The sequence below is a fragment of the Paraburkholderia sp. D1E genome (genome assembly GCF_052682275.1).
In genome coordinates this window covers 7,325,685-7,350,298 of the sequence record NZ_JBQYMB010000001.1, presented here as the reverse complement: position 1 = coordinate 7,350,298, position 24,614 = coordinate 7,325,685, and the positions used below count along the sequence as shown (strand labels likewise).

Genomic DNA, 24,614 nt, shown 5'->3' with positions numbered 1-24,614 from the left:
TCATGGGTACTACATTCAATCGCGCTTCCAATCGTGCGTCCACATTCGATTCGCTGCGAGCACCGGTGAAGCGGGGAGCTTTGTGGCTCGCGGTCTTCCTTGTCATGGCGGTCATCTGCCTGCCCGGCCTTTGGGTCATGCTCAACGCCTTCCGCTCGAATGTCGCGATCCTGTCGAACCAGCCGCTGCTCGATGCCGGCAGCTATACGCTCAATAACTTCCGCAATGTGTTGGGTTTTGGTGGAATGGCGTCGCTGCCGATTCGTCAGTACTTCGTAAATTCGGTGGTGATTTCTCTGGCGAGCACGATCGCTGCGATCGTGGTCGGGGTGGCCGGCGGTTATGCGTTTGCGCGTTTCGAGTTCCGCCACAAAAAGCTCTTGTTCGTGGTGCTGATGCTCACGCGTGCGATTCCGGGCATCGCGCTCTCGCTGCCGATCTTCATGTTATGGGCGTGGACGGGTCTGCTCGACACGCATATCGGCGTGATCATTGTCTACCTCGCGATGAACGTACCGTTCACGGTCTGGCTGATCGACGGGTTCTTTCGCGAAGTGCCGGCGGAACTGGCCGAGGCTGCTCAGATCGATGGGTGCAGCCGCTGGCAGGCGTTCTGGCATATCGAGCTGCCGCTCGCGCGCTCGGGGGTGGCGTCGGCGGCGATCTTTGCGTTTCTGACCAGTTGGAACGAGTTCGCGCTGGCGTCGCAACTGTGCCGCAGCCCCGATACCAAAACGCTGCCCGTCGGCTTGATGGACTTTACAGCGCAGTTCACGGTGGACTGGGCCGGCATGTGCACGATGGCCGTAATCATCATTATTCCGGCCATCATCCTTACATTTATCGTTCAGAAACACCTGATCGCAGGTCTTACGCTTGGCGGCGTCAAAGGATAGAACAACCATGACCCACATCGAAACCGTAGAAATCCGGCAGGTCGACCTTCAGCCGAAAGTGCGGCGCACGGATGCCATCCAGTCGTTCGTCGTTCAGGAAACAGTGCTGGTCACGATCCGTTGTAGCGACGGTAGCGAAGGCACAGGCTACACATACACGATCGGCACAGGCGGCTCGTCGATCGTCGCGTTGCTGCACGACCATCTGGCGCCGCAGCTGATCGGCCGCAATCCCGCGGAATATGAAGCGATCTGGCGGCATCTGTTCTATCACACGCACGCGACGGCGGTTGGTGCGATCACGAGTCTCGCGCTGGCCGCGATCGACACCGCGCTGTGGGATCGCAATACGCGTGTGGCCGGACTGCCGTTGTGGATTGCCGCGGGTGGTGCAAAGCCACGCGTGCGGACTTATACGACGGAGGGCGGCTGGCTGCACCTGTCGGAGAGCGAGCTTGTCGAGCAGACCTTGCAGGCGCAGGAATCGGGATTCTGCGGCGCGAAGCTGAAGGTCGGGCGCCCACATCTTTCCGAAGATGTGCGGCGACTTGTGGCCGTGCGGGATGCGGTGGGCGACGATTTCGAGCTGATGGTCGACGCGAATCAGGGCTTCACGCTTTCGGAGGCGCTGCGGCGAGCACACGCATTCGAGCCGCTGCACCTCGCGTGGCTGGAGGAGCCGCTGCCCGCTGAAAACATTGCCGGCCATCGGCAACTGAGTGCAGCCACGGCGGTGCCGGTCGCGGTCGGCGAATCGATATACCATCCTGCGCAGTTCGCCGAATATATGAAGGCAGACGCCTGTTCGATTGTGCAGGCGGACGTTGCGCGCGTCGGGGGGATCACGCCGTGGTTGAAGATCGCTCATTTTGCCGAGGCGATGAACATCGCGATCTGCCCGCATTTTCTGATGGAACTCCACGTGAGCCTGTGTGCAGCGGTGCCGAATTCCGCGTGGGTCGAATACATCCCGCAGATCGACACGCTCACGGCTTCGCGTGTGAAGATTGAGCAGGGGTATGCGGTCGCGCCGGACGAGCCAGGTCTTGGCATCGATTGGGACTGGGACGCGATTCGCGCGAACCAGCACGTACATAAGTCGATTGGTCGGCCCCCTGAGCGTGTCGCGGCCGGAGGCAGATGATGGATCGCGCGCAGCCGGAGAGAGGCGTGGTGACGGGCGTGCACGACCGTTGGAGAACCTGATGAGACGTTGCCTGATGTTGGATCTCAAGGACTCCCCCGATCTGATTGCCGAGTACGAAGCCATGCATCGCGAGATCTGGCCGGAGGTGGCGGATTATCTGCGCACTCACGGTATTACCCGTATGGAAATTTTCCGTTTGGGCACCCGGCTGTGCATGCTGATGGAGACAGATGGCGCAATCTTCAGCGCTCAACGGTTTGCGGACACTGAAGCAAATGATCCCGTGCTGACGGAATGGCAGAGTCTGATGTCGAAGTTTCAGGCCCCAACGCCGTGGACCCCGCCCGGTGAAAAATGGGTCGAAGCGGCGCTTATTTTCGATTTGTCACGGCAACCATGATGGGGGGCTCGAAGGCGCCCGTTTGGGCAGTGGTTTGCTCCTCGATTCCGTGCGCGATTCCGTGTATATGCAGGCGCATACGCAAAAATCGTCGATACCCGTGGAGCGCATGGGATCTGTAGAAAACAAAAAACCCCGTAAGACGTTGATCTTACGGGGTTTCTCGGACTTCTTCGGCTTGCGCCGGAACAACTGTTGGTGCCCAGGAGAGGCGCCAAACTAACGATATAAATTATTGTTTTTATTGAATTTAAATATTCATTGTTTCAATGATGTACTAGCTAATGGACTAGTTTGATCCAAGTGCAGGAAGATAGACGATGACGGCCTTTGATGGAATTCGAATTGGCGGCGGCGGGGTGTTGCACCACTACAACAAAGGGATTCACGGAAGTTTGGGGGCCCTTGTGGGCACGAATAAGATGACTGACTTTGGTTGCCTACGGATCAATGAAAAATCTGTGGCTAGGTTAGCCGTACAAAGACCAGCTTGAGTACGCCGCGCAAACCCAACGGGCACACAATACGGTTCGTTATGTCCAGACCTTCGTCGGTCCGCAGCGCCGGCCGAAGGCCCGGATGCCGATCGAAGCCCGCGCGGAGATCGGTCGTTTGCTGAAGTCGGTGCTGGTAGCGAGCTTTTACCGCAAGGGTGGGGCGGCTACGATCGGGCTGAGGAAAACAGGCGCTTGCGCGCCTCAGAACGTCAACACGTCGGAATGCATTTCAGCGACGCACAACCCGCCATGGTCGCCACGATCGCCAGCAGCAGCATCAGACTGAATATTCGCTTCATCATCACGTCACCCTCCTTGGTATTCGCTATCGGTTCGCTACGTCATCGGGCGGCGGCGCTTACACGTCAACGTAAGACGTCGTTTGCGACGGCACAAGACGCGGATGCGGTGTGCACAGGCAGGCGCACAGATCATCGCTCAGCGCCGCCTGCCGCCCATCGGGCCCGGTCATGGAAATGCGCGCGCCCTCGCACTTGATAAACCCAACGGTCTTGCAGACCGGGCACAGGACGGGATCGGTTTCGTAGGCCTGCTCGCGCCCGCCGAGCAAGTCATTACCGTCACCACCCTGCACGATGCCACCCACCGTCGTTCTGTCGCCTTTCACAATGTCGTAACGCCGCATCGTACGCTCCTACACTGCACCCGGTCGCGGCCGGAGGCTATTCAGCAGGGCGTCCCATACCTGCAGTGCTTCCGCCTCATCGACCGGCGACGTTGCCTGATCAGGCGGTAGGTCGCTCCGTGAAGACGTGCCCAGTAGCAGTTCAACCGAGGTATGCGGTTGTGCAAGCGTGGCAGGATTGCCCGGTGCTAGCAGATAGAAACGGTAGACCGTAATCGGACCGTCCTGAAGCGCAAACAGGACCTCTTCGGCGTCCATGCCGGCCACCACGCGTTTGCCCTTGCGCAGGATGCGATAGCTGCCAGGCATTCTATCAAGTTGTGCGCGCAGCTCGGACAGATTCTTGGTGAGCGGCTGACCTTGATCATCGTCCATCGAATCACGCAGCTTGATCAGGAGCAGAGCCGGCCGGCCTGGCATGAGCGCAAATGACTGGCTCACTTCTTCAGTGTGAGTGGACGATCCGGTGATGATCCCCCCGTCAACACAAAAGCCCGATTCCGCTGGCACCGCCCAGTTGTCCCGCGCCTTGATGCGTCTGTAGATGTCGTTGTATATATTCTCGGCGTCGTAAAGGCCATCCTCTCCGATACCGCCGGTCGTATGAAAGAGCGTGTGATCCGCAAAAAGATAGCCTTCCGATTTGAAAGGCAATTTAACTTTCGCCACGCCTTCCTGGTAGATAAAAACCCGCGAGTCTTTGACCGGAGAGAATGCCTTTTCCAGCCACGCCTTGCCGGTCTTCTCATCCAGATTGACAGGGTTCACACGCTGTTTGGTACGCAGTTCGTTCTCTCGCGCCTCCGCTGTCGTGCGATAGACATCGGGTAAAACATTGTGGGTCGTTACGAACTTGTCGCCTCGGTAGGCGTAACTTTGATTCGAGATTTCGCTCGACACGGGCCGGTCGAATACGAGGCGGCCGATGCACCAAGGGCGCACTTTGGAGAGCAGCGGATTGTTCATCGTTGGTTCCACGGAAAGCGCAAGAGAGCAGGCGCAAAGAGCTGCCAGCAGAAAGAGGGGTCGAAGGATACGAGCCATTAACATGTTTCCGACACCTAGATATCGTTGACCATCTGGACCACACTGTAGAGTGTCGCCCAGTGCGTCCACGGGTGCGCATAGCTCGTCATGTGTTCGTATCCGCCCTGAACGAACGCCATTTGAACACCCTTGGCCGGATCACCGGGCACATCAGGCTTTAATCCACGCACCTGCGCATCGGCCGACCATGCGGGCACTGTACCGTCGCCACGGATGATGCCTGTCCTGGTTGCCACCTGTGACCAGTCGGTCTTGGCATTCACGTCCGGCAACGTGTTCGTCTTCTGGACGGTGAACGTGACACTCAGTTTGCGCTGTTCCAGAAGCACGCGGATCTCGCCCTTGCCCGAGTCGTGCAGCAACTTTGCGGCCTGAAGTTCAGGCGGCTGCACGTCCGATGGCACGTCTCCCGTCCAGATTGCGTTGCCCCAGGTCAACAGATCTTTCGTCGGCGCACCTTTCTCGATGCCAGGCTTGCCCTTGTCGCTGGCCTCCGTTGCCGTGCTGGACGGCGGCGACCTGAAGTCGAGACCGCCCTCGCCATACGCCACATAGGTCTTGCCGTGATACTGATTTTTCAACTGGCTCTGTCGCGTTACAACAGTCAGCATGGCCTCTCTATAATTGCCTGCTACGGTTTTGTGATTGCCAGCCTTATCAAGCCGTTTCTTCGCAATCCCGGCGGGATCGAGCTGTTTGTCGGGCGGCTGCAAACCATACCATTGTGAATTCACGTACAACTCATTATACGGATCGCCGTGCTCCGGGAACTGCATTAGCACGAATGGCACTTACTTAAGCCTGCATGGAGGAGAAGACGGGGGTAAGTGCTTGAAGAGAAAGGGAGGCGGCTGATCGAAGGATTGATAGGATGGTTGTTACCAGGCAAACACCGTCTCATTCCAAGGATCAGCCACCATGGATCGTAATTCACGAAGTCATCATAGGCAAACACGAAGCACAGTTCAAAGCCGGGCGCGCAGGACACAGTCTGTGGACTACTTCAACATACTGACGAGCCCGCAGCTATTGGCCGCCACCGAAGCGTATTTGCCAGCGCATCGAGAACGGCTGTATCCGCCGACGGTGACGCTGTCGATGTTCATGCGCCAGGCGCTGGAAGAGGATGCCTCCTGTCAGAAGGCAGTCAACGGGTGGGCCGCGCAGCGAGTTGCCGACGGGCTGCGGCCCACGAGCGTGCGCACGGGAGGCTACTGCCGCGCTCGCCAGAGACTGCCGCTGACAATGGTCCGGGAGTTGGCGCGCGAGACGGGGCGTCAACTGCACGAGCAGGCCGAGCCGGCCTGGAAGTGGCGCGGGCGCCCGGTCAAGCTGGTTGACGGCACCGGGATCTCGATGCCCGATACGCCGTCGAACCAGGCGCGCTTCCCACAGTCCAGTGCTCAGGCCGAAGGCGTGGGATTTCCGTTAGCCTATCTGGTTGCGGTGATCTGTCTGGCAAGCGGCGCAGTGCTGGAGGCGGCTGTCGGAACTTACGCGGGCAAAGGCAGCGGGGAGCTGACGGCGTTTCGCATGCTGGAAAACACGTTTCGTCGAGGTGACGTGATTGTCGCCGATGCCTTGTACTGCCACTACTTTCTGATGGCCTCAATGATCGCCGCCGGAGTGGATGTCGTGATGGAACAGCATGGGGCGCGCCGCACCGACTTTCGGCGAGGCAAGTCGCAGGGCACGCGCGATCACATTGTGACGTGGCCCAAACCCCGGCAGTGCCCCGCCTGGATGACGCGTGAGCAGTACCAGGCCTTCCCCGATGAACTGATGGTGCGCGAATGCAGGCTGCATCACCGGGTGCTGGTCACCACGATGCTTGATGCACACAAGACCAGCAAACAGGACCTCTCGCAGTTGTATGCCAGGCGCTGGAACGTGGAACTGGATCTACGTAACATCAAGACGACGATGGGCATGGATGTGCTGCATTGCCAGACTGCCCACATGAACGAGAAGGAGATGTGGGTCCATCTGCTGGCCTACAACGTGATTCGGCTGCTGATGGCCCAAGCCGCCAGCCACTGCGCCACCGATCCGAGAACACTGAGTTTCAAGCACGCCGTGCAGCTATGGACTGAATGGCTGGCCAGGGGTCTGACGGCAACTCACGACCAGAGTGTCCTGTTCAAGCTGATCGCGCAGTCTCGTGTTGGGAACCGCCCCGGTCGCATCGAACCACGAATGCGCAAACGAAGACCGAAGTCTTATCCATGGCTGAAAGAGCCTCGTCACATCGCACGCGAGCGCGTCCGAAAATATGGGCACGCTCCTCGGGCTCGGGCTTAAGTAAGTGCCATTCCCTCATGGGAACGATCGCCTCACTGGGCACCTTCGCCGTAGGTTTTGTGGCGCGGCCCTTCGGCGCGATCCTGTTCGGGCACCTCGGCGACAAGGCGGGCCGCAGGGCATCGCTGATCATCACGCTGTTGATGATGGGCGGGGCCACCACGCTGATCGGGTTGCTGCCGTCGTATCACGCCATTGGCATTTCTGCGGCCGCGCTGCTGGTGATTCTCCGGCTGGTCCAGGGTGTGGCCGTGGGCGGGGAATGGGGCGGGGCGGTACTGATTGCCGCTGAACATGCACCACCGCGCTGGCGCACCTTCCTTGCCGCCGCGCCGCAGTACGGTAGTCCGGTTGGCCTGATCATGGCCACGTCGATCTTCCAGGTGGTGTCGGCGCTGCCCGAAAGTGACTTCAAAAGTTGGGGATGGCGCATCCCGTTCCTGCTGAGCTCAGTGCTGGTGCTGGTGGCGTTTCTGATCCGGCGTGGCGTCAATGAAAGCCCGGAGCTGGAAGCGTACCAGCAGGAACACGCGAAGACTGCGCATGCGGAAGCGGCAGCTCCGCTGAGGACGATCTTTGCGAGATTCAAGGGCCGCCTGGTGCTCGGGATTGGCCTGTCCATGCTCGGCATCTCGGGCTTCTATTTCATCACCACGCTGATGATCACCTTCACCACCACCTATCTCCAGATCGCGAGGCCGGACATCCTGAAGATCATCAACTACGTCGGCGTGGTCGAGTTGGTGAGCTTTCCGGTGGCGTCGTATTTCGCCCATCGCATCGGTGAGCGCAGGTTTATCGCCATCGTGTCGGGCGCGACCGTCCTGTGGGCCATGCCGATGATGATGCTGGTGCTGACCCGCGACCTCGGCAATATCGCCATCGGCATCCTGGTGGCTACCGCGCTGGCGAGTTGCTATTACGCGGCACTGGCGCCGTTCCTGCCCAAAGTCTTTCCGGTCAACGTGCGCTACACGGGCATTTCTCTGAGCTACCAGATCTGCGGTGCCGTCTTCGGCGGGACTACGCCGCTGGTGGGGCTGTGGATCGCGCAGAAGTACGGCGTGCAGTGGGGGCCGCTGGCGCTGCTATTCGCGGCGATCGCGGGGATCACCTTCGTTGCTGCGCTGCTGCTGCCCGATGGAGAGGCAGAAGGTTCGGTCGAAGGCGAGCGGCAGATTCGTCTGAGCGGCCAAGTCTAAATTTATAAATCTACGTTTGCAGGATGGAGAATCAATGAAAAAGCACGTTACCGTCGCCATGACGGCCGCTGGCCTTGCCGCTACCGCGGCTCACGCTCAGAGCAGCGTGACGCTTTACGGAATTGTCGATAGCGGCCTTATCTTTCAGAACAGCAGCACATCACCCGGTTCGACAACGGGCGGCCATTCCGCCCTGAAAATGTCGCCGGGCGGGTGGGCGCTCAGCCGCTTTGGTCTGAAGGGCAACGAGGATCTCGGTGGTGGCACGAAGGCGATCTTCCAGTTGGAATCGGGCGTCAACGCGACTAACGGCATCTCGCAATTCGCTGGAGGTATATTTACCCGTCAGGCGTGGGCAGGCCTGAGCGATCCGACGTACGGCACACTGACGGCCGGCCGCCAGTACACCGCATATTTCACACTACTGTCGCCGTATAGCCCGGCGCTCTGGCTCACCGGCTTTTCCGGCGCACACCCGGGCGATATCGATTCGCTCGACATGAGCTACCGCGCGAACAACTCATTGGTCTACATGTCGCCGACGTACCACGGTTTCACGTTTGGCGGTTCGTATGCGTTCGGCGGCGAAGCGGGCAGCGTGAACGCAGGTTCGACCTGGAGCGCGGGCCTGCAGTACATCAACGGGCCGGTCGGCATCGCCGCGGCATTCCAACGCGTTAACAACTCGACGCCGGGCGGCGGCGCGTGGGGCGAGTACTCGACGGTCTCGAACGGCGGCGCGCAGACGGCCGTGTCGGCGATCAACATCGGCTACACGACGGCGCAGGCGCAGCAGCGCGTCGCGGTGACGGCGGGTTACCAGTTCTCGTCGGCGTGGGATGTGTCGGCGTCGTACTCGAATGTGCAGTACATCCCGGGGATCAATTCGACGTTCCGCAATACGGCGATATTCAACACGGCGGGCGCCGTGCTGCATTTCAAACCGACAGTGGCTTGGGACTTCGCGGGCGGCTACAGCTACACGCGCGCGACGCAGTCGAATGGGATCACGAGCGCGGCGCAGTATCACCAGTTCTCGTTGACGCAGTACTACAGCCTGTCGAAGCGCACGGGTCTTTACGCGGCCGAGGGGTATCAGCGCGCGAGTGGCAAGACGCTCGAGGCCGGCAAGATCATCGATGCGACTGCCTCGATCGGCGACGGCTTCAACGGGGCGCCGTCGTCGTCGCGCAGCCAGGTCGGACTGACGGTTGGCATGATTCAGCGGTTCTAGGAGCAATGGCGCGGCGCGAGCGCGCCGCGCAAGCCACTGACCCAAACCCGCATGTCAGGCGTCAAGCCCGGCATCGCGGTGCACTTCCTGACCGCCCAGCAGGGTGAGCAGCACCTGGGTTTCGCCGATCTCACACGGCGAAATGTTGAACAGATTGCGGTCGAGCACGATCAGGTCGGCGTACTTGCCCACGGTCAGACTACCGGTGCTGTCGTCGCGCCATGCAGCTTGCGCCGCATTGATGGTGTATCCACGCAAAGCCTCTTCGATGCTGATGCGATGTTGCGGGGTGAGAGCGGGGTCGCTGGGACTCGCGTGGGCATTTTGTCGGGTGACGGCAGTCTGCATGATCTGGAAGGGGTCGTAGGTACTGACACCCCAATCGCTGCTCAACATACAGGTCACGCCTTGACGGATGAAGGCGCCGATGGGAAAGATCCATTGACTGCGTTCGGGGCCGAGCATGGCTTCTGCGATCGCATCTGCCGCAGGGGTGGGTTGTGCCCACAAGGTCTGATAATTGGCAAGGATGCCAAGAGCCCTGAATCGAGGAATATCGGCCGGATTCACCACCTGCAGGTGCGCCAATTGGTGGCGAGCGTCCCACTTGCCATTTTGATGCAAGGCATACTCGATCCCATCCACCGCAGCGCGCACTGCACCATCGCCGATGGTATGCACGTGCAGTTGGAACTTCTCACGGTCGAATGCCGCGAAATATTCATTGATCTGCGCCTGGCTGAACATCAGCTCCGCGTTCCCACCGGTATCGCTGCGCGGCTCGAGCAGAACAGCCGTTCCATTTTCGAGCACACCGTCCAGAAAAAACTTGGCTGAGTGAAGAGAAACCCTGTCTCCCCGATAAATCTCTCGCAAGTCCATCAACTCCTGGAGTTGTTCGGTTAGCGGTTTGTGGGCAAAGATCTTCGAGGTCGCACGCACCCGAATGGTCAGGTCTCCACGGTCATGGGACGCCTGGTAGTTCTTCATATAGTTGCGGTTGACCATGGCATCCAGAACGCCGGTAATGCCGCGTCGATTGAACGCGTTGCTGTAATGCTTCATGGCCTCCAGGTATTCGTCGTCCGTATAACCGGGCGCGATGCGGTTCATCGCCCAGATCGCGTCCTCGATCAGCCAACCCTTCGGACTGCCATCGGCCAGCCGCACGTAATTGCCATTGTCCGGCTCCGTGCTGCCGGGCTTCACGCCGGCAATCTCGAAGGCTGCGCTATTGGCCCAGCCGTTGTGATGGTCGCTCGCCAGCATCAGCGCCGGACGTCCCCCGGTCACGCTATCCAGCTTTTCCTTCGTGAGCGTTTCCGGACTGAACAGGCTGGACGAAAAGCCCACGCCGCGGATCCATGCCTTGTCCGGGTTTCGGCCGGCAAACTCCCGGATGATGTCCAGCAACTCGTCGACACTCGTAGCATGGTACAGGGCAGCGTTGTGGTACAGATCGGCACTGCTCAACTGGAAGTGCACATGGGTGTCCTGCAGGCCGGGCAACATCATGCGCCCTTGCGCATGGATGCGGCGCGTGCGTGCATCCGTCATGCGCTCGATTTCCTCGTTCGTTCCAACGGCCATGATACGGCCATCGCGCACAGCGATGGCTTGCGCCTTGGGCAGCGTGTCATCCATGGTGTGAATGTTCGCATGGGTAATGATCAGGTCGGCTGGCTGATGCATGGTATCTCCGGATAAAACCAATGAAGCTGTTCGGGTGGATCAGGAGGCGTACGGTCCTGGCTGCGCCCTATCCAGCGGACAGCACGGCGACACGCCGGTCGCAGGCTTTGAAAATAAAAGTGATCCCGGTCAGAACGTATAGACGAACTGTAGCGCCGCGATATCGTTGCTACGCGAGTAGCTGCCGTCGCTCTTCATAAAGACCGGGTGGTTCGCCCCGTCGTGACGGTATTCGAGCTTAACGATGATCTGGTCGGTCGGATAGAACAGCAGATCGGCGGTGAGGGCGTAGCGCTGCGCGCCTTTGCACTCCGTGCCTTTGCTGGAGGAGTTCTGGAAGCAGGAAGGATCGATGCCGAAGCCGCTCGTGCCATTGACTGATGGGTTGCCGCCGGACAGGCCGTAGAGGATGCTGCTGCCGCCGCCGCCGTTGGCTGCGTCGTTCAGGTAGTCGAAGCGTAGCGTCGCGCCCATGCGGCCGATCCCCGACGTTGTCCACTTCGTATGTCCGAGCAAAGAGGTGCCGAACCAGCGGGCGGTGCCGCCGTTCCATGCAGCTTTTTGCAGTTGACCGTAGTCGATCTGCGCGTTGAACTGCGTTTTATCGTGCGTATACGTCACATCGCTTTCTACATACGTGTACAGGCCGAATGGAGATGAGGCGTCGCACTGGTAGCCATAGCCACCCGCGGCCGCGCACGGCGAGAACAGTGTCTGCCGGCCGATCGTACCCGAGGCGCCAATGTCGAGTCCCGTTGTGGTAGCGCTGTCGTAACGGGCTGTCAGCGTCGGAGTCCAGTTGGTCTTGGTCGTATTGTTTGCGGCGTTGACGATCGCGCTTGCAGTGCGCAGTTGTTCGTTGCCGAGCAGTACTTGCCAGAAATGCGTGAACGTCGCATCCGAACCCTTCAACCCTATGCCGACCATGTTGCCCGGCTCGCTGAAGTCGTACAGCAGGCCGTGCGTGAGCGTGAGCATCTGGTTGGACGGCTGCACTTCGTAGCCGGCGAGGCTCGTCATCAGGCCGGTCTCGAAGGTTTTTGTAGTGCTGAGCGGCACTGACACCTGGGCCTGCGTGAAGATGTTGTTGCCGACACCGCCGTGCTCGTTGCTCAGCACGCTGCCGAAGCCGCGGTTCGGCTGGATCACGATCTCGGCGGACGGCGCCATTGGCCCGACGCCGAAGGTTTTCTTGATGTCGAGATAGACGTCGCCGAGCGTGCTGTTGTAGTAGTCGTAAATGCCCGGATCATGATTGACGAACATGAAACTGGCGGAATGCTGGGCACGGTTGTACAGATAGACCGGATCGATATAGCCGGTGATGCTCAGGCCGGCGAGCGGCCCGGTGGTCGCCGCTTCCTGCAGTGAGTCGACCTTGAGCGATGCGTTGGCGATCTGCTCGCGCATCTGCTGCACGTCGTCGTTCGTAAATGCGGGCGCCGTGTCGGATGCGGCCGCGGCGGCCGTCGCGGTGTTCACCGGGCCGATGTTCGCCGTTCCGGCGTTCGTGGGTGGCGCCAGCGCGGTGGACCCTGCGATGCTCTTGCGCAGCGAGTCGAGGTTGGCCTGCAGCGCATTGACTTGCGCCTGAAGTGCCTTCAGGCGGCTTGCGTCCGAGGTGGGCTGCGGTTCGGCCGCGAACACCGAGACCGCCTCGAAGGCCAGCAGGCACAGCGCGGTGATGTGTTTTACTTTCATGTCGATGATCCATAGGGACGAGCGTGCCCCCGCCCGCTATTGGCAGCGGGGCGCGCAGGGTAAGCCTTTAGGGGGTTACTCGGTCTTGAGCTTTGCCCAGAGCCGGTTCATGAGCCGCATCAGATCGGGCGGGATCGGCTTGCTGAGGCTCAGCTTATGGATCACTTCAGACGACGGAAACACGGCCGGATCGGCGGTCACATCCGCACGCACGAGCGGCTTTGACGACGGCACGGCTGACGGATAAGACGTGTCATTAGTCAGGTTTGCACTTTCTTTCTCTGAAAGGACGAAGTTGGCAAACTTGAGCGCGGCGTCCGGATGCGGGGCATCCTTTGGAATGGCCATCATGTCGAACCACAGCGCGCTGCCCTCGTCCGGGATCACGTACTTGATGTGATACGACCTTTTGGCGCTCGCGGCGGCGATGCGGGCGGAGTTGATATCGCCCGACCAGCCTAGCGCGAGGCAGATATCGTTGCCGGCGAGATCGTTGATATAGCTGCTCGAATTGAACTGGGTGATATAAGGCCGGACACTTTTGAGCAACTCATACGCCGCCTGATAGTCGGCCGGGTTGTTCGTGTTCGGGTCTTTCTTCAAATAGATGAGGGCCATGCCGAACGTGTCGACGGCCGAGTCGAGCACTGAGATGCCGCAGCCCTTCAGCTTCTGCGCGTACTTCGGGTCGAACAGCAAAGACCAACTGGTCAGTGGCGCATCGTTGCCGAGCGCTGCCTTGACCTTTTCGATGTTGATGCCGAGGCCGTCCGTACCCCATGTCCATGGGATGCCGTACTGGTTGCCCGGATCGTCCTTCGCGAGGATTTTCATGATGTCGGGGTCGAGCAGGGCGTAGTTCGGGAGCTTCGTCTTGTCGATCTTCTGGAAGATGCCGGCCTGCAACTGGCGCGCCCAGAAGATGTCGGACGGCACGACGATGTCGTAGCCGGACGTGCCCGACAGCAGCTTCGCCTGCAGCGTCTCGTTCGAATCGAACTCCTGGTAGACGACCTTGATTCCGGTCGCCTTCTCGAAGTTCGCGACCGTGTCCTTGCCGATCGAGTTGCCCCAGTTGTAGACGTTGACGACCTGGTCGGCCGCTTGTGCCGACGGCATACCGTGCCATGTAACCCCGGCGAATGCGAGCGCCGCGCATACCGTCTTCAAACGGTTCATCCAGTTCTTTGACATCTGTCTCTCCACCATGACTTTTTTGTGAGTGAAACTCCGGCCTCGAATGCGCGTGATTCGGCAGGAGTGAGGCAAGTATGCTGTTCGCCAATAATTTCAATAATCACGTCGAGTAGCTAACCCCAAAGGGGGATGCGCATGCGCTTGACTCGACAAACCTTTCGGCAGCCTACGGAATCAGCAGTTCGCGCCGTCCATCCGGATACTCAGTCGTCTCTCCTGGGAACGGCTGGCGCTGGTCTGCGTGGTAGTCGTAGAGCGCGCGTGAGGCTGCGATCTGTGCGAAATCGAGTTCGACGACATGGCGGCATTCTTCTCTGCCGGCTTCGAACAGCGTGCGGCCGAAGGGGTCTATAGCCGCGCTGCCACCTGCAAAGACCAGATCGTCCGCGCCTTCGCCGACCCGATTCGCCATCACAGCAAATACCTGGTTTTCCTGAGCTCGTGCTGTAAGCGCGGTTCGGTGAACATAACCGTAAGGTTCCATGTTGCCGTTTGTCGCGAGGAGCAGTTCGGCACCGAGCGTGGTCAGGGCTCGAGCGGTCTCGGCAAATTCCATGTCATAGCAGATCAGGAGGCCGATGCGCACGCCTCTCCACTCCACCGTGGCGTACCGATCGCCGGGCAGCACCAGACCCGGCTCCGAAACCCACAAGTGGGTCTTCCGATAGCTGAGCGAGATGCCTTGGGGGGTGATGAACAGGGTCGTGTTATAGAAGCGTCCGTTGTCATTTTCGATCAGACCGATGACCACGGCGATGTCACGCTCGCGCGCTGCCTTTTCGATCGCTTGAACGCTGGGCCCGTTCAAAGGTTCAGCCAACGAAGAAATGTTCTGCGCATCGAGGAAGCCAGTGATTTGGGCTTCGGGAAACAGTACTATGTCGGTATCCGGTGCGCATGCGGCAATGGCTTTCAGCGCGCGGTTCAAGTTGTATGCCGTATCGCCGTCGCGACCGGCCAGTTGTACGATTTCGATCTTCATCGGTGAATCTGTCCTTTATTAGCGAAACCCTGGCGACAAGAGTGAATGCTGCTTGCAAGGGCGCATGGAAGTATGGCGCTCACCGATGATTTCAATAATCACATCGAGTAGCTAGTACCTACGGGGGAGGCGCATGAGTTTGAGCTTGCAGGATGTCGCGTGGCACCGATCGGTCGGCCAGTTGATTGACACCCTGGATCGCCCAGGATTCTGGCTGGCTCTGATCCGATTGTTGGACGAGTACGTCCCCACGGATAGCTGGGTGGTGCTGTTGTTCAGCGATGACCGCCCGCACGTGCTCGCCGTGAACCCTTTCGAGGGGGAGGGACCGGACCCGGTATACACTGACTATGTCAAAGGTTTATATCTCCTGGACCCCTTCTACATCGCCAACCGTGAAAGCCCGAAGACCGGTCTCTTTCGCCTATCCGACGTTGCGCCTGAGTGCTTTAACCAGACCGACTATTACAAACTCTATTTCACGCACTATGTCGTGGAAGACGAAGTTCAATACACCGTTGTGCTGGACGACGCACGGACCGTATGTGTCGCGCTCGGTAGCAAAAAGCGCTTTACCCCAGCACAAATCGCATTGTTCGACCTGATGAGGCCATGGGTTGCCGGACTGATGCGTCAACGCATGTTCTTTGAAGGCGTGCTTGCCGAGAAGGTCGCGTCTCCTCAAACGCCTCATTGGCAGAGTGGCCTGGAAGACGCGATGGAGCGGCTCGGAATCCCGCTCACCGCCAGAGAAATGGATATTGGCAGGTTAATATTGAGCGGCCACTCCAATAAGGGGATAGCCAGCAAGCTGGATATTTCTATCGAAACCGTGAAGTCTCATCGCAGAAATATGTATGGGAAACTGGAAATAAAATCGCAGTCTGAACTTTTTGCGCTGTTCTTGAAAGCGCAGAGTGATTCATAGCGATTTCCGTTTGCAAATTGTTCCGGAATGGCGTGCGCAATCATGCCATCTTGCAGATGCTGGCGGGGAAGAGATTTTATGGGACTGTGCTTTCCGGACCTCTGGCGTGCGGAAACTTCCGCATCCTGACGGCGGCGGCTGTGGTGCAAATAGCGATCAACGAATCGGCTAGAGTGTCGGGGGAGCGTTAAAAACTTAGGGGTATTGCGTTCGGTGTTCGCTCGAAGAGTTTGATAAATACCGCGGCCTCGTTCGATAGTGGTGGCTCCGGCCTTTTGTATCTCGCAAGTCTTTCGCCGAGGTCACCGTTGATCAGCGCACATCGCAACTGAGCGAGGAGGTGGAATCCGTGTATGTATGGACCCGACGCGCTTTGCAAGCTCTTAATGATGATTGGAAATGGTCTGCATTCATGTATCCGGCTTGCTCGTGGGCATTTGCCGAAGCACGCCCGCAGCCTTGATGAAATCCGCGCACCCTTGTACTGAACAAATCAACGGCTTGAACTACACAGCCGGCACGGAAAGCAGGTTTCAGGATGCTGGTTCTACCGATTTCGTCATCATGTAATAGAGCTACGCAAACCTGCGCTGGGTGATTCCGGAATCTAAACCTGTATTGCGTTCATGTTGCCGCTGGTCTACACGACGCGGTTCCCCGAAGGGGCGTCGAGTCCATCTCAGTAAATCAATAGACTGATCGCGAAAAGTATTTTCCTGCGTCGGTCACGCCCCTAATGTGCCTGTCGCGAATGTTGTTACAGAGATGGAATCCAATTCTGGGTATCGGCGCTTAATTAACGCAGCATTTTTTCGTTTGTCATGCGCCCAAACAGAGTGTAGTTGCCGAACAAGGATTATTCCTCCTGGTCGCAATCGGCAAGCATCTGGTTCGCCGGACGCGTAAGTTGGGGCTGTCAGACGCCGCTGACCTCGCGGCGGCGATACTTGATGACAGGGACAGGCCGTATTATGAGCATCGGCTGGCGGTATAGCGATTGGCCAGGCGAACATCGGTGGTGGCGGGGACGGTGCGCGCGTCGGTGGTCGTGGCATTGGCGGCAGAGGCGTCGCGATTGTCGCGTACTGACTTACTGACGCGTCCCGACGAACCAGGGCGCCTGCTCTCTCTGAGGCACTTTGCATTTCAGCGCCAGGTCGCGGAACGCCTCACTTGCGCTAGACTGGCTTGAGCAACCGGAAGGAGACTTAGATGATACGCAGGACGCTCAATGCCTCGCAGCTTCAGCAGGAGGTCAACCGGCGAATCCATCGACTGCAGGAAATCGTCGAGGATGGCGTGAAGATTCGTGTGCCGCGGCCGCAGTTGCAAGAGTCTGACAAGACAGGCTGCAACTGGAACATGACCCACTTCGGCAACGCGGTCGGCTTCGAGCGCGACATCGAGGGCGTGCTCAAGGCCGTGCGTGCGGAATACAACCTCAATGCCGAAGTGAAAAACACCGACAACCCGTTTGGGGACTAACCGCGAGAGACATCGATTCCTTGTTCGCTTTTGATGGCGTGGGCACTAATGGTGCGCTTACCTTAAATGGTCTACCTTGCGACGCCCCGTCGCAGATATTCCTCGCTTTAAAACCTATACGTTTTACGAGCATCGACTGGCCGCGTGACGCTCGAAATTGCCGACAACTGACGAATGGACCTTTGGATTCAAGCCTGCGGGCGGTGCGCTAACCTTTACGGAAAGTCAGCGGCTGAGCTTCCGCATCAAGACCTCACGCTCAATGTCGCCGACGCGGTCAAAGATGCGCGAATTGAAGAGCACTACACCTGCGTTAGGTGCCGCGCGGTATTTGCGCGAATTCTTGCCGGGCCACCCACGCGGCAAATTTGGATGCTACTAAATGCCGGTCAGCATTGACGCAACGCTTGCTCAATCTTGAAGGAGCACGAGTGCCGTCACGCTTGGATTGCACGAAATCGGAAAAACGCAGCGATGGGTACAGCGTAGAGATGGTCGAGTGAGGGGCCCGTGCAGTTCAACCGCGACAAACTCATCGGTCTATTCTGCGGTCCTCCTCTGCGGCCGCTGGGACTTATTTAAAAGGGCAATTGCACTATGGGCTCTGGACGAGCTGTAGCGGGTCGATATTGGCGGCGACCGGAAGGGGAATCATCTGGTTATCCTGCGTGGTACCCAGATTGTGTGTAACCTCCGCAAGGAAGCGCCAGAGCATATGCTCGAAAAATGCCTCAAATATAGCGTAGCAGCGGTGGGCATTGACGCACCCTGTAGGTGGCGAATTGGCGAATTGGCGAATTGGCGAGGCTGGGAGGCGAGCTGAGAAGTCTCTTGCTCAGCAAAGAATATTTTCGTTCGCCACACCGACTCGCGAACTGGCCAGGAAGGCTTTCTTCTCGCATTGGACTTTTCCGAGAAGTACTTCACTGGTGTGGATAAGGCACTGACGGCAGACACCAAGCGGGGCCAGGTGGCAAAACAAAGCAAAGGGACCAAGTACCCCCTGGTCTTGCATGCAGCGAATGCCTACTTGAAGACGCCAACAAGCGGCCACTTCAAGGCATTCTTCCTGGCGTTAAAGGCTAACCAAGAGGCGTCGGCCTACCGTCGTGACCTGTTGTATCGCTTCCTCAACGTGCTGAAGATGCACATTGAAGGAGAAAGGGTAATTCTCTCAGAGGCTGCGAACCTGTACCAGCGCGAGATGAGGCACACAGGGCGGCCTATTGGCCACTGAAAGCTCATCGGGACAACGCTGCTGGTCAAGGGCTTGGAATACGACCATGCGGTTATCCTCGATGCAGACGCTCTTGGTTGCGCAGCATCTTCCTGTCGAGCGGCTACTGCGTTTCGCTGGCCACGGTTGCGACACGCGTTGCATGCTTTCTGAGCGGAGGCGCGACCGCAGTTGGGATCATGGCTTCTTCAAGCTTTGCCAGGATCGCGTTGGAAAGTGGTTGACGGTATCGGTGACTGTATCCCCGCAGAAGTGGTATTCGAGTGCCCAGTGTCCGTGATGTTTGAACGAAAGCGCACGTTGATTCTCCGATGCAGTCTGTCCAAAGCTGATAACTGCCGATTGGATTTTTCGGTATGGCTGACGGTATGGTCGCTACCCGACCAGGTGAAAAGACCGTCTTCACAAGGGTCCCGGTCGACAATTGACGATCGAGTGGGAATAAAGGCATAATATTCTTTCCATTTTGGCCGATTAGAGTAGTAATATTGCTCTTATGGCCAAAAAAACCGCTCCCTTGCTACCTGGTACCGAGCTGCGCTTGCAGCAGCTCGGGGAGCGTTTACGCTTGGGACGCCTGCGTCGGCGCCTGACCGGCAAGCAGGTCGCGGAACGGGCGGGAATGACGCCAGTCACATTGCGGAGTTTGGAGAAGGGCAGTTCCGGGGTCACGATAGGCGCCTATTTGGCCGTCATGCAGGTATTGGGCGCGGACAAAGACCTGGATCTCCTGCTGAAGGACGACCCCCTCGGCCGAAACCTGCAGGATGCAGCACTGCCAAGGCGATCTCGCGCTACAAAGCAAATTGCACCCCCGGCGCCAAAGCGTCGGGCCTCTACGTTTGCTCCCTCCGAAAAGACAGAGCACTCCGTCGCGAGCAATTGGACGGCAGATGACACGTTTGTCAGTGCAGACAACCTGGCCTCTCTCATCAAGATTCCCAGGCCGGACAAGAAGGGGCCGGCGAGATGAACAACGGGCTGATTGCCGTCTATGGAGATTGGGACGGCCTTGCCGAGCCTCTGAGGTTAGGCAGGCTTTACACGCACCCCGCTGCCGCCCAGGAAGTCTTCGAATACGAATTCGACGATGAAGTGCTGAATCGGCCAGATATGGCCGGTCTCAAGCTCGACCCGCGGCTCGGTTGGTTCACGGGCCGACAGTATCCGCCACAGGGACAGGAGACGTTTGGTGCATTCAGTGACGCCAGCCCGGATCGATGGGGGCGCCTGTTGATGCGCCGGCAGCTGGAGCGGGCGCAGCGCGCCGGCCGGGCCGATCCCAAGGCGCGGCTTTATGAATCGGACTACCTGATGGGCGTTCATGACGCATATCGCGTCGGTGCGCTGCGCTTTCGGCGTGACGACGAAGGCCCGTTCCAGGACGATCAGCACGACATTGCAGCGCCTCCGTTTGTACAATTGCGCGCGCTAGAGGCCGCAAGCCTGGCCCTCGAACGCGATGAAGACAATACGGCGAGCGAAGCCGACGAATGGCTGCGCATGCTGATCGCACCCGGCGGTTCATTAGGGGGCGCACGTCCCAAGGCCAGCGTGGTCGATCCAACAGGACACCTTTGGATCGCCAAGTTTCCCAGTGTGCGGGACGACCATGACGTCGGAGCCTGGGAAATGGTGGTGTACACCTTGGCCAGGGCCTGCGGGCTTGACGTGTCCGATGCGCTGGTCCGGCGGTTCGGCAGTGCTCACCACACCTTCCTGGTTAAACGGTTCGATCGTACGTTGCAGGGTCGGCGGCGGCACTTTGCCTCCGCGATGAACCTGACCGGCCATCAGGATGGTGATGACGCTTCGACAGGTGTCAGCTACCTGGAAATCGCGCAGGTGTTGATGACCGACGGCGCGAGCACCGATGCCGATCTGCGAGAGCTGTGGTCGCGCATTGTCTTTAATCTGCTCGTGTCCAATACCGATGACCATCTGCGCAACCACGGTTTCTTGCTGGAACAGGGACAGGGGTGGGCGCTTTCTCCCGCATTCGATATGAACCCGGTATCCCGCTCCCACGGGCTGAAGCTTAATATCAGCGAGTCGGACAACGCGATAGATCTGGAGTTGGCACAGTCCGTTGCGCCTTACTTCAGAGTTTCCGTTGAGCAGGTCGAAGAGATTATCTCGAACCAGATTCATGTTGTTTCGCAGTGGCGGACGATCGCCGATTCTCTTTCAATCTCTCACAGAGAACAGCAGCAGATGGAAGCTGCCTTTCGTCTTGCCGTGCATGCATAAGTAACGACCAGATCAATACTATTCAATACACTTTCCGGGTTTTTAATGCCTCTGACTTTGCCGCAACTGAAGCGCCAGCTGTTCAAAGTCGCCGATATCCTGCGCGGCAAGACGGACGCTTCCGAGTTTAAGGAATATATCTTTGGGATGCTGTTTCTCAAGCGAGTTCCGATGTGTTCGGGCAACGTCGTGAGGAAGTTATCGCAGGGTGTTACCCACGAAGTGGGCGGCTAGCAGGCAGAGATCGGGCGCATAGCGAGCGCGTTCGAGCGCGAGGATCTTCACGCAGCTTTGCGGCTGTGACCGGGTAATGAGCGGTCCATACTTCTTTCTTTTGCCATCGCGCCTTGCGCGCCGCCGCCTCTACAAGCTGCGTATTCCGAACCCTTACCGCTTCAGATCTCTCACCAACTCGTCGCTCAACCCTTCTTCCGCAAACGCCAGGCCATGCTCCTGCATCGCGGGCGCGAGCGCTGCATCCCAAAGCGCCTCGACGACCGGGCCCTCCAGCCGATGTTCCGAGCGTGCATGTTCCTCAACCGCGGTCTCATAGTCGGCAGAACTGAACTGAATCGCCACGGTCGGGCATCATATGCCCGCATTACGTGGTTCGCGATCTGCACTCTCAAGTCGTAAGCCGGCCGAAAAATCGATAAGGTGGCCGACCAGCAGGGCCTATATGCGGCGGTAACGCATTTACATCCGGCAGAGGAAACAGGTGTCTCCTGGAACCTTTCCCCTGCCGCTTTCACGCCGCAGTTCTAACCCATTGGTCTCCGCGACTGCCAGCCTCATGCGCTGAACCTGCTGGCACGAAACGGGTGAGGGTTCACCAACAGAGATTCTCCAGTAATCATCTCGGCAACCAGGCGTCCGGTGACGGCGCCCAGCGTAAATCCGTGATGGGCGTGGCCGAATGCGAACCAGAGATCTTTGTGACGTCTTGCGGGTCCGATAATCGGCATCATGTCGGGCGTGCAAGGGCGTGCTCCCATCCATGGTTCGCTGTCGATACGCGCCCCAAGCGGAAACAGCGTGCGTGCAACCGGTTCAACGGCGTTCAGTTGCGTGGGCGTTCGGGGCGCATCGCGGCGTGCCAGTTCGGCGCCTGTGGTCAGCCTGATTCCGCGGCTCATTGGGGCGATCAGGTAACCATGCTCGACGTCGAGCACCGGATGGTTCAGGCACGCGCCGGGTTGCGCTTCATAGTGCATGTGATAGCCACGCTTGACGGCCAGCGGCAAACGATAACCCAGCCGCGAGGTCACCTGTTCCGACCACGGCCCCATCGCCACGACGACAGATGTGGCTTCAATCAGCCCCTCATGGGTGTTCACCGCCCATTTGTCCTTGAGTGTCGTGCCATCGCCAATGAAAAAGCGGCCGCCTAGTTGCTCAAAATACCTTGCATAGGCGGTTACCAGCGCATTGGGATCGCTTACCGAATCCGATGCGACATATCGGACGCCACCCAGCAGCGAGGTGTCCAGATCCGGTTCAATCTGGCGTAAGCGCGTGGCGTCGAGTGAATCGAACTCGACGCCGAATTCACGATGCCACTGCTCGACAAGCCTCGTTTCCTCGTCCTGTTTGGCTGCCGTTCTAAAAACTTTCATCCAGCCGATCGGACGCAGTAAAGAACTCGCGCCGGCTTCTTGCGCAAGCGCCCGGTGCTCGGTCACGCAGTGTTCGATCAGCGTGGCATAGGAGCGGGCGATCGCCGCATGGCGGCGCGGGTGCGAATTGCGCCAGTACTGCCACAGGAAAGGCGCGAGCTTGAGCATCGCGTCCGGGTGGTACCGCACATCGGTCGACTGGTTGCGTGCGTAACGCAAGAGGGTCTGCAATCCGCGCGGAAATGCATACGGATAGACGCCTTCGCGTTGAATCAGTCCAGCGTTGCCGAATGAGGTCTCGTTGCCTGGCTGCCTGAGGTCCACCAGTGCAACCGACCGGCCGCGTTTTTGCAGGTGCGCAGCCACCGACACACCCACTATGCCGGCGCCGAGCACGATGGTATCGAACTTCATCGGTCGTTCCCTATGATTCGTTTCATGTCAGCGCCCATGCGATTCGGCATGTTGGCGATCTGCTCGGTGATCGACGCGCCGACGGCCGCGATTAGCGGTGGCGAGCGTCTAATGCCATTAGCTTTCCGCATTGCCCGGTATAGCTCAGAAGGTTTCGGCGCAGGAGTCGACCGGATTGTTGCGCGTCAAAGGCGGCTGGCTATAGACCCCAAACATCCAGATGGCGACACAGGCAATCAGCAGGGGAACCAGAGGACCCACCAGGCCCAACAGGGCAATGCGGTGATGGAGTTCGACAGTGGCAGGCGCACCTGCGTGGTAGCCGATGAGCGACAGGAGGCCGCCCGAGACTACGCCACCGAGTGACAGGCCGAGTTTTTGCGCGGACATGAACATGCCCAGGTAAAGCCCAAGAGAGGGTCCTCCCGTGGACGATTTCACGGTGTCGAGCACTGCGGCCGTCAAGGCCACACCCGCTACCGAACAGATGATGCCGTAGATCGCGCCGGCCACCATGACCACCGGTATCAACCCAGTGGCAAGGCCGGCCCAGTAGCCGATAAATGCGGCAACGGTGACGAGAAAGCCTATCCGTAGCGTTCCATTGTCGCCAAGGCGGCGCAGTACCGGAACGGCAAGCGGCAGACCGAGGAGGCCGCCGATCAGCACCGGTCCCGCGAGCAGGAACAGGTCCTCGGGGCGGCGTCCAAGCAGATACTGATTTTCATAGGCAATCAGGGAATTCAGACAGCCTCCCGCTGTGCCGAGCGCGATGATCACGATAATGAGTGCAAGAAACGCCCGGTTATGCAGGACAGCAACGATGCCGTCACGCAGCGACATTTCCGCGGAGGATTCTGACAATGCGGCGGGGTGAACTGGGGCGTTGCGAACCGCGCTGTAAAACCAGGCGTACATGAACGCCATCGCCACTACTACCACCAGGGTCATGGTCAGGTAGCCCCGCTCGCCACCGCCACCGAACCGGATCAGGACCGGTACGCAAACCACGAGAGCAATCGTAGTGAGGGCGGCGCCGAGGTTCCCGACCGTGAGGAATTTGTTGCGCTGGAGGGAATCCGCTGCCAGGTCACCGGCCAGGGCGAGAAAAGTCACGCCGAAAACGGTATAGCAGGTCGCTTGCAGAATCTGGACCAGCACATAAAACGCGGCAAGCAGCGGCTTGGAGGTGATCGCGGGGTGAAAGAAGGTTAGGGGCAGAAGCACCATCAGCGCGAGCCCACTCAAGATACAGACGCGTAGACGGCCGCCCGCGCGCAACGCCAACTGGTCCGAATAACGTCCGATCGGCATGTCGACGAGGACGTCCCACAGCTTGGGGGCCGCCAGAATCATCCCGGCAAGCCATGGCTCGAGATGCACGTATTCCGTGAGGAAATACAGAAGCAGCATGGGAACTGGAGTAGCGGCGAGCGCGTTGGCGGATCCGCCCGCGCCGTATCCGCCCAGGCGTATCAGACTGATACCGCGGCTGGAATTCGAAGTAGATGACATGCCAATTCCTGTTAGGCATCCTGGGATGCAAGTGTCCCGGCCGGCCGATGTCGGCACGGTGGGTTTTCTGCATAGTGCCAAATAAGAAAAATATTTACAATATGGAAAATACGCCCGGACTTTTCTCCGTGACTGCCACATCGGCGACCAATCCAGTCAACGACTGACTGCGAGACCTTTGTTCATCAAGGTGTTGTGCCCGTCAGGCGGGGCTTGTGGCGGAATGC

22 protein-coding genes are annotated in these 24,614 nt (G+C 58.9%); 12 read left to right on the top strand and 10 right to left on the bottom strand.

Going from position 1 to position 24,614, the window contains the following annotated elements:
• The first annotated feature begins 2 nt into the window (after positions 1-2).
• The 3 genes from ACUN0E_RS33035 to ACUN0E_RS33025 all read left to right on the top strand — a co-directional run bounded on the left by ACUN0E_RS33035 (position 3) and on the right by ACUN0E_RS33025 (position 2,443).
• On the top strand, positions 3-896 hold the full coding sequence (locus ACUN0E_RS33035) for a carbohydrate ABC transporter permease (protein WP_445569231.1): 894 nt from the start codon (positions 3-5) through the stop codon (positions 894-896).
• A gap of 7 nt (positions 897-903) precedes the next feature.
• On the top strand, positions 904-2,040 hold the full coding sequence (locus ACUN0E_RS33030; RefSeq protein ID WP_445569230.1) for a mandelate racemase/muconate lactonizing enzyme family protein: 1,137 nt from the start codon (positions 904-906) through the stop codon (positions 2,038-2,040).
• 61 nt (positions 2,041-2,101) lie between these two features.
• The gene (locus ACUN0E_RS33025) at positions 2,102-2,443 is read left to right on the top strand and encodes an L-rhamnose mutarotase (RefSeq protein WP_445569229.1); all 342 of its coding nucleotides are present in this window, start codon (positions 2,102-2,104) and stop codon (positions 2,441-2,443) included.
• An 855-nt stretch (positions 2,444-3,298) separates the two neighbouring features.
• Here the strand turns inward: ACUN0E_RS33025 and ACUN0E_RS33020 are convergent.
• The 3 genes from ACUN0E_RS33020 to ACUN0E_RS33010 all read right to left on the bottom strand — a co-directional run bounded on the left by ACUN0E_RS33020 (position 3,299) and on the right by ACUN0E_RS33010 (position 5,409).
• A complete protein-coding gene (locus ACUN0E_RS33020) occupies positions 3,299-3,586 on the bottom strand; it encodes a PAAR domain-containing protein (protein ID WP_445569228.1) in 288 nt (95 codons plus the stop codon).
• Between the two features lie 9 nt (positions 3,587-3,595).
• Entirely contained in the window at positions 3,596-4,552 is a 957-nt protein-coding gene (locus tag ACUN0E_RS33015; protein ID WP_445569227.1) for a T6SS immunity protein Tli4 family protein, read from the bottom strand.
• Positions 4,553-4,647: 95 nt separating this feature from the next.
• Positions 4,648-5,409 (bottom strand): hypothetical protein, encoded by a 762-nt coding sequence (locus ACUN0E_RS33010; protein WP_445569226.1) that lies wholly within the window; start codon positions 5,407-5,409, stop codon positions 4,648-4,650.
• 142 nt (positions 5,410-5,551) lie between these two features.
• Between ACUN0E_RS33010 and ACUN0E_RS33005 the strand changes: the two genes are divergently transcribed.
• From ACUN0E_RS33005 to ACUN0E_RS32995, 3 genes are read left to right on the top strand one after another with little or no spacing between them, the layout of a single operon-like run.
• On the top strand, positions 5,552-6,934 hold the full coding sequence (locus tag ACUN0E_RS33005; protein WP_445566105.1) for an IS4 family transposase: 1,383 nt from the start codon (positions 5,552-5,554) through the stop codon (positions 6,932-6,934).
• 17 nt (positions 6,935-6,951) lie between these two features.
• On the top strand, positions 6,952-8,136 hold the full coding sequence (locus ACUN0E_RS33000; protein ID WP_445569225.1) for an MFS transporter: 1,185 nt from the start codon (positions 6,952-6,954) through the stop codon (positions 8,134-8,136).
• A 34-nt stretch (positions 8,137-8,170) separates the two neighbouring features.
• Positions 8,171-9,370 carry a porin gene (locus ACUN0E_RS32995; RefSeq protein WP_445569224.1) on the top strand — a complete coding sequence of 400 codons (1,200 nt, stop codon included), beginning with the start codon at positions 8,171-8,173 and terminating at the stop codon, positions 9,368-9,370.
• Positions 9,371-9,424: 54 nt separating this feature from the next.
• Here the strand turns inward: ACUN0E_RS32995 and ACUN0E_RS32990 are convergent, their stop codons facing one another.
• The 4 genes from ACUN0E_RS32990 to ACUN0E_RS32975 form a co-directional block, all read right to left on the bottom strand.
• Positions 9,425-11,062, bottom strand: coding sequence for an amidohydrolase (locus ACUN0E_RS32990; RefSeq protein WP_445569223.1), 1,638 nt, complete (start codon positions 11,060-11,062; stop codon positions 9,425-9,427).
• Between the two features lie 129 nt (positions 11,063-11,191).
• Positions 11,192-12,763: a DUF3138 family protein gene (locus tag ACUN0E_RS32985; protein WP_445569222.1), complete on the bottom strand. Its 1,572-nt coding sequence runs from the start codon at positions 12,761-12,763 to the stop codon at positions 11,192-11,194.
• Positions 12,764-12,838: 75 nt separating this feature from the next.
• On the bottom strand, positions 12,839-13,957 hold the full coding sequence (locus tag ACUN0E_RS32980) for a polyamine ABC transporter substrate-binding protein (protein WP_445569221.1): 1,119 nt from the start codon (positions 13,955-13,957) through the stop codon (positions 12,839-12,841).
• Positions 13,958-14,126: 169 nt separating this feature from the next.
• A complete protein-coding gene (locus ACUN0E_RS32975) occupies positions 14,127-14,942 on the bottom strand; it encodes a carbon-nitrogen hydrolase family protein (protein ID WP_445569220.1) in 816 nt (271 codons plus the stop codon).
• A 133-nt stretch (positions 14,943-15,075) separates the two neighbouring features.
• Here ACUN0E_RS32975 and ACUN0E_RS32970 point away from each other — a divergent pair, with 133 nt between their 5' ends.
• The 6 genes from ACUN0E_RS32970 to ACUN0E_RS32945 all read left to right on the top strand — a co-directional run bounded on the left by ACUN0E_RS32970 (position 15,076) and on the right by ACUN0E_RS32945 (position 21,076).
• Positions 15,076-15,870 carry a response regulator transcription factor gene (locus ACUN0E_RS32970; RefSeq protein WP_445569219.1) on the top strand — a complete coding sequence of 265 codons (795 nt, stop codon included), beginning with the start codon at positions 15,076-15,078 and terminating at the stop codon, positions 15,868-15,870.
• 1,212 nt (positions 15,871-17,082) lie between these two features.
• Positions 17,083-17,355: a hypothetical protein gene (locus ACUN0E_RS32965; RefSeq protein ID WP_445569218.1), complete on the top strand. Its 273-nt coding sequence runs from the start codon at positions 17,083-17,085 to the stop codon at positions 17,353-17,355.
• Positions 17,356-18,256: 901 nt separating this feature from the next.
• Complete coding sequence (locus ACUN0E_RS32960; RefSeq protein WP_445569217.1) at positions 18,257-18,592, top strand: hypothetical protein; 336 nt, start codon at positions 18,257-18,259, stop codon at positions 18,590-18,592.
• 496 nt (positions 18,593-19,088) lie between these two features.
• A complete protein-coding gene (locus ACUN0E_RS32955; RefSeq protein WP_408509936.1) occupies positions 19,089-19,565 on the top strand; it encodes a helix-turn-helix domain-containing protein in 477 nt (158 codons plus the stop codon).
• The gene (locus tag ACUN0E_RS32950) at positions 19,562-20,842 is read left to right on the top strand and encodes a type II toxin-antitoxin system HipA family toxin (RefSeq protein ID WP_445569216.1); all 1,281 of its coding nucleotides are present in this window, start codon (positions 19,562-19,564) and stop codon (positions 20,840-20,842) included. The genes ACUN0E_RS32955 and ACUN0E_RS32950 overlap by 4 nt, the downstream gene beginning before the upstream one ends.
• A gap of 45 nt (positions 20,843-20,887) precedes the next feature.
• Entirely contained in the window at positions 20,888-21,076 is a 189-nt protein-coding gene (locus tag ACUN0E_RS32945; RefSeq protein ID WP_408223591.1) for a type I restriction-modification system subunit M N-terminal domain-containing protein, read from the top strand.
• Positions 21,077-21,229: 153 nt separating this feature from the next.
• Here the strand turns inward: ACUN0E_RS32945 and ACUN0E_RS32940 are convergent, their stop codons facing one another.
• The 3 genes from ACUN0E_RS32940 to ACUN0E_RS32930 form a co-directional block, all read right to left on the bottom strand.
• On the bottom strand, positions 21,230-21,421 hold the full coding sequence (locus tag ACUN0E_RS32940) for a DUF2399 domain-containing protein (protein ID WP_408223589.1): 192 nt from the start codon (positions 21,419-21,421) through the stop codon (positions 21,230-21,232).
• Between the two features lie 212 nt (positions 21,422-21,633).
• Positions 21,634-22,872, bottom strand: coding sequence for an NAD(P)/FAD-dependent oxidoreductase (locus ACUN0E_RS32935; protein WP_445569215.1), 1,239 nt, complete (start codon positions 22,870-22,872; stop codon positions 21,634-21,636).
• Between the two features lie 144 nt (positions 22,873-23,016).
• Positions 23,017-24,387, bottom strand: coding sequence for an MFS transporter (locus tag ACUN0E_RS32930; RefSeq protein ID WP_445569214.1), 1,371 nt, complete (start codon positions 24,385-24,387; stop codon positions 23,017-23,019).
• Between the last annotated feature and the right edge of the window lie 227 nt (positions 24,388-24,614).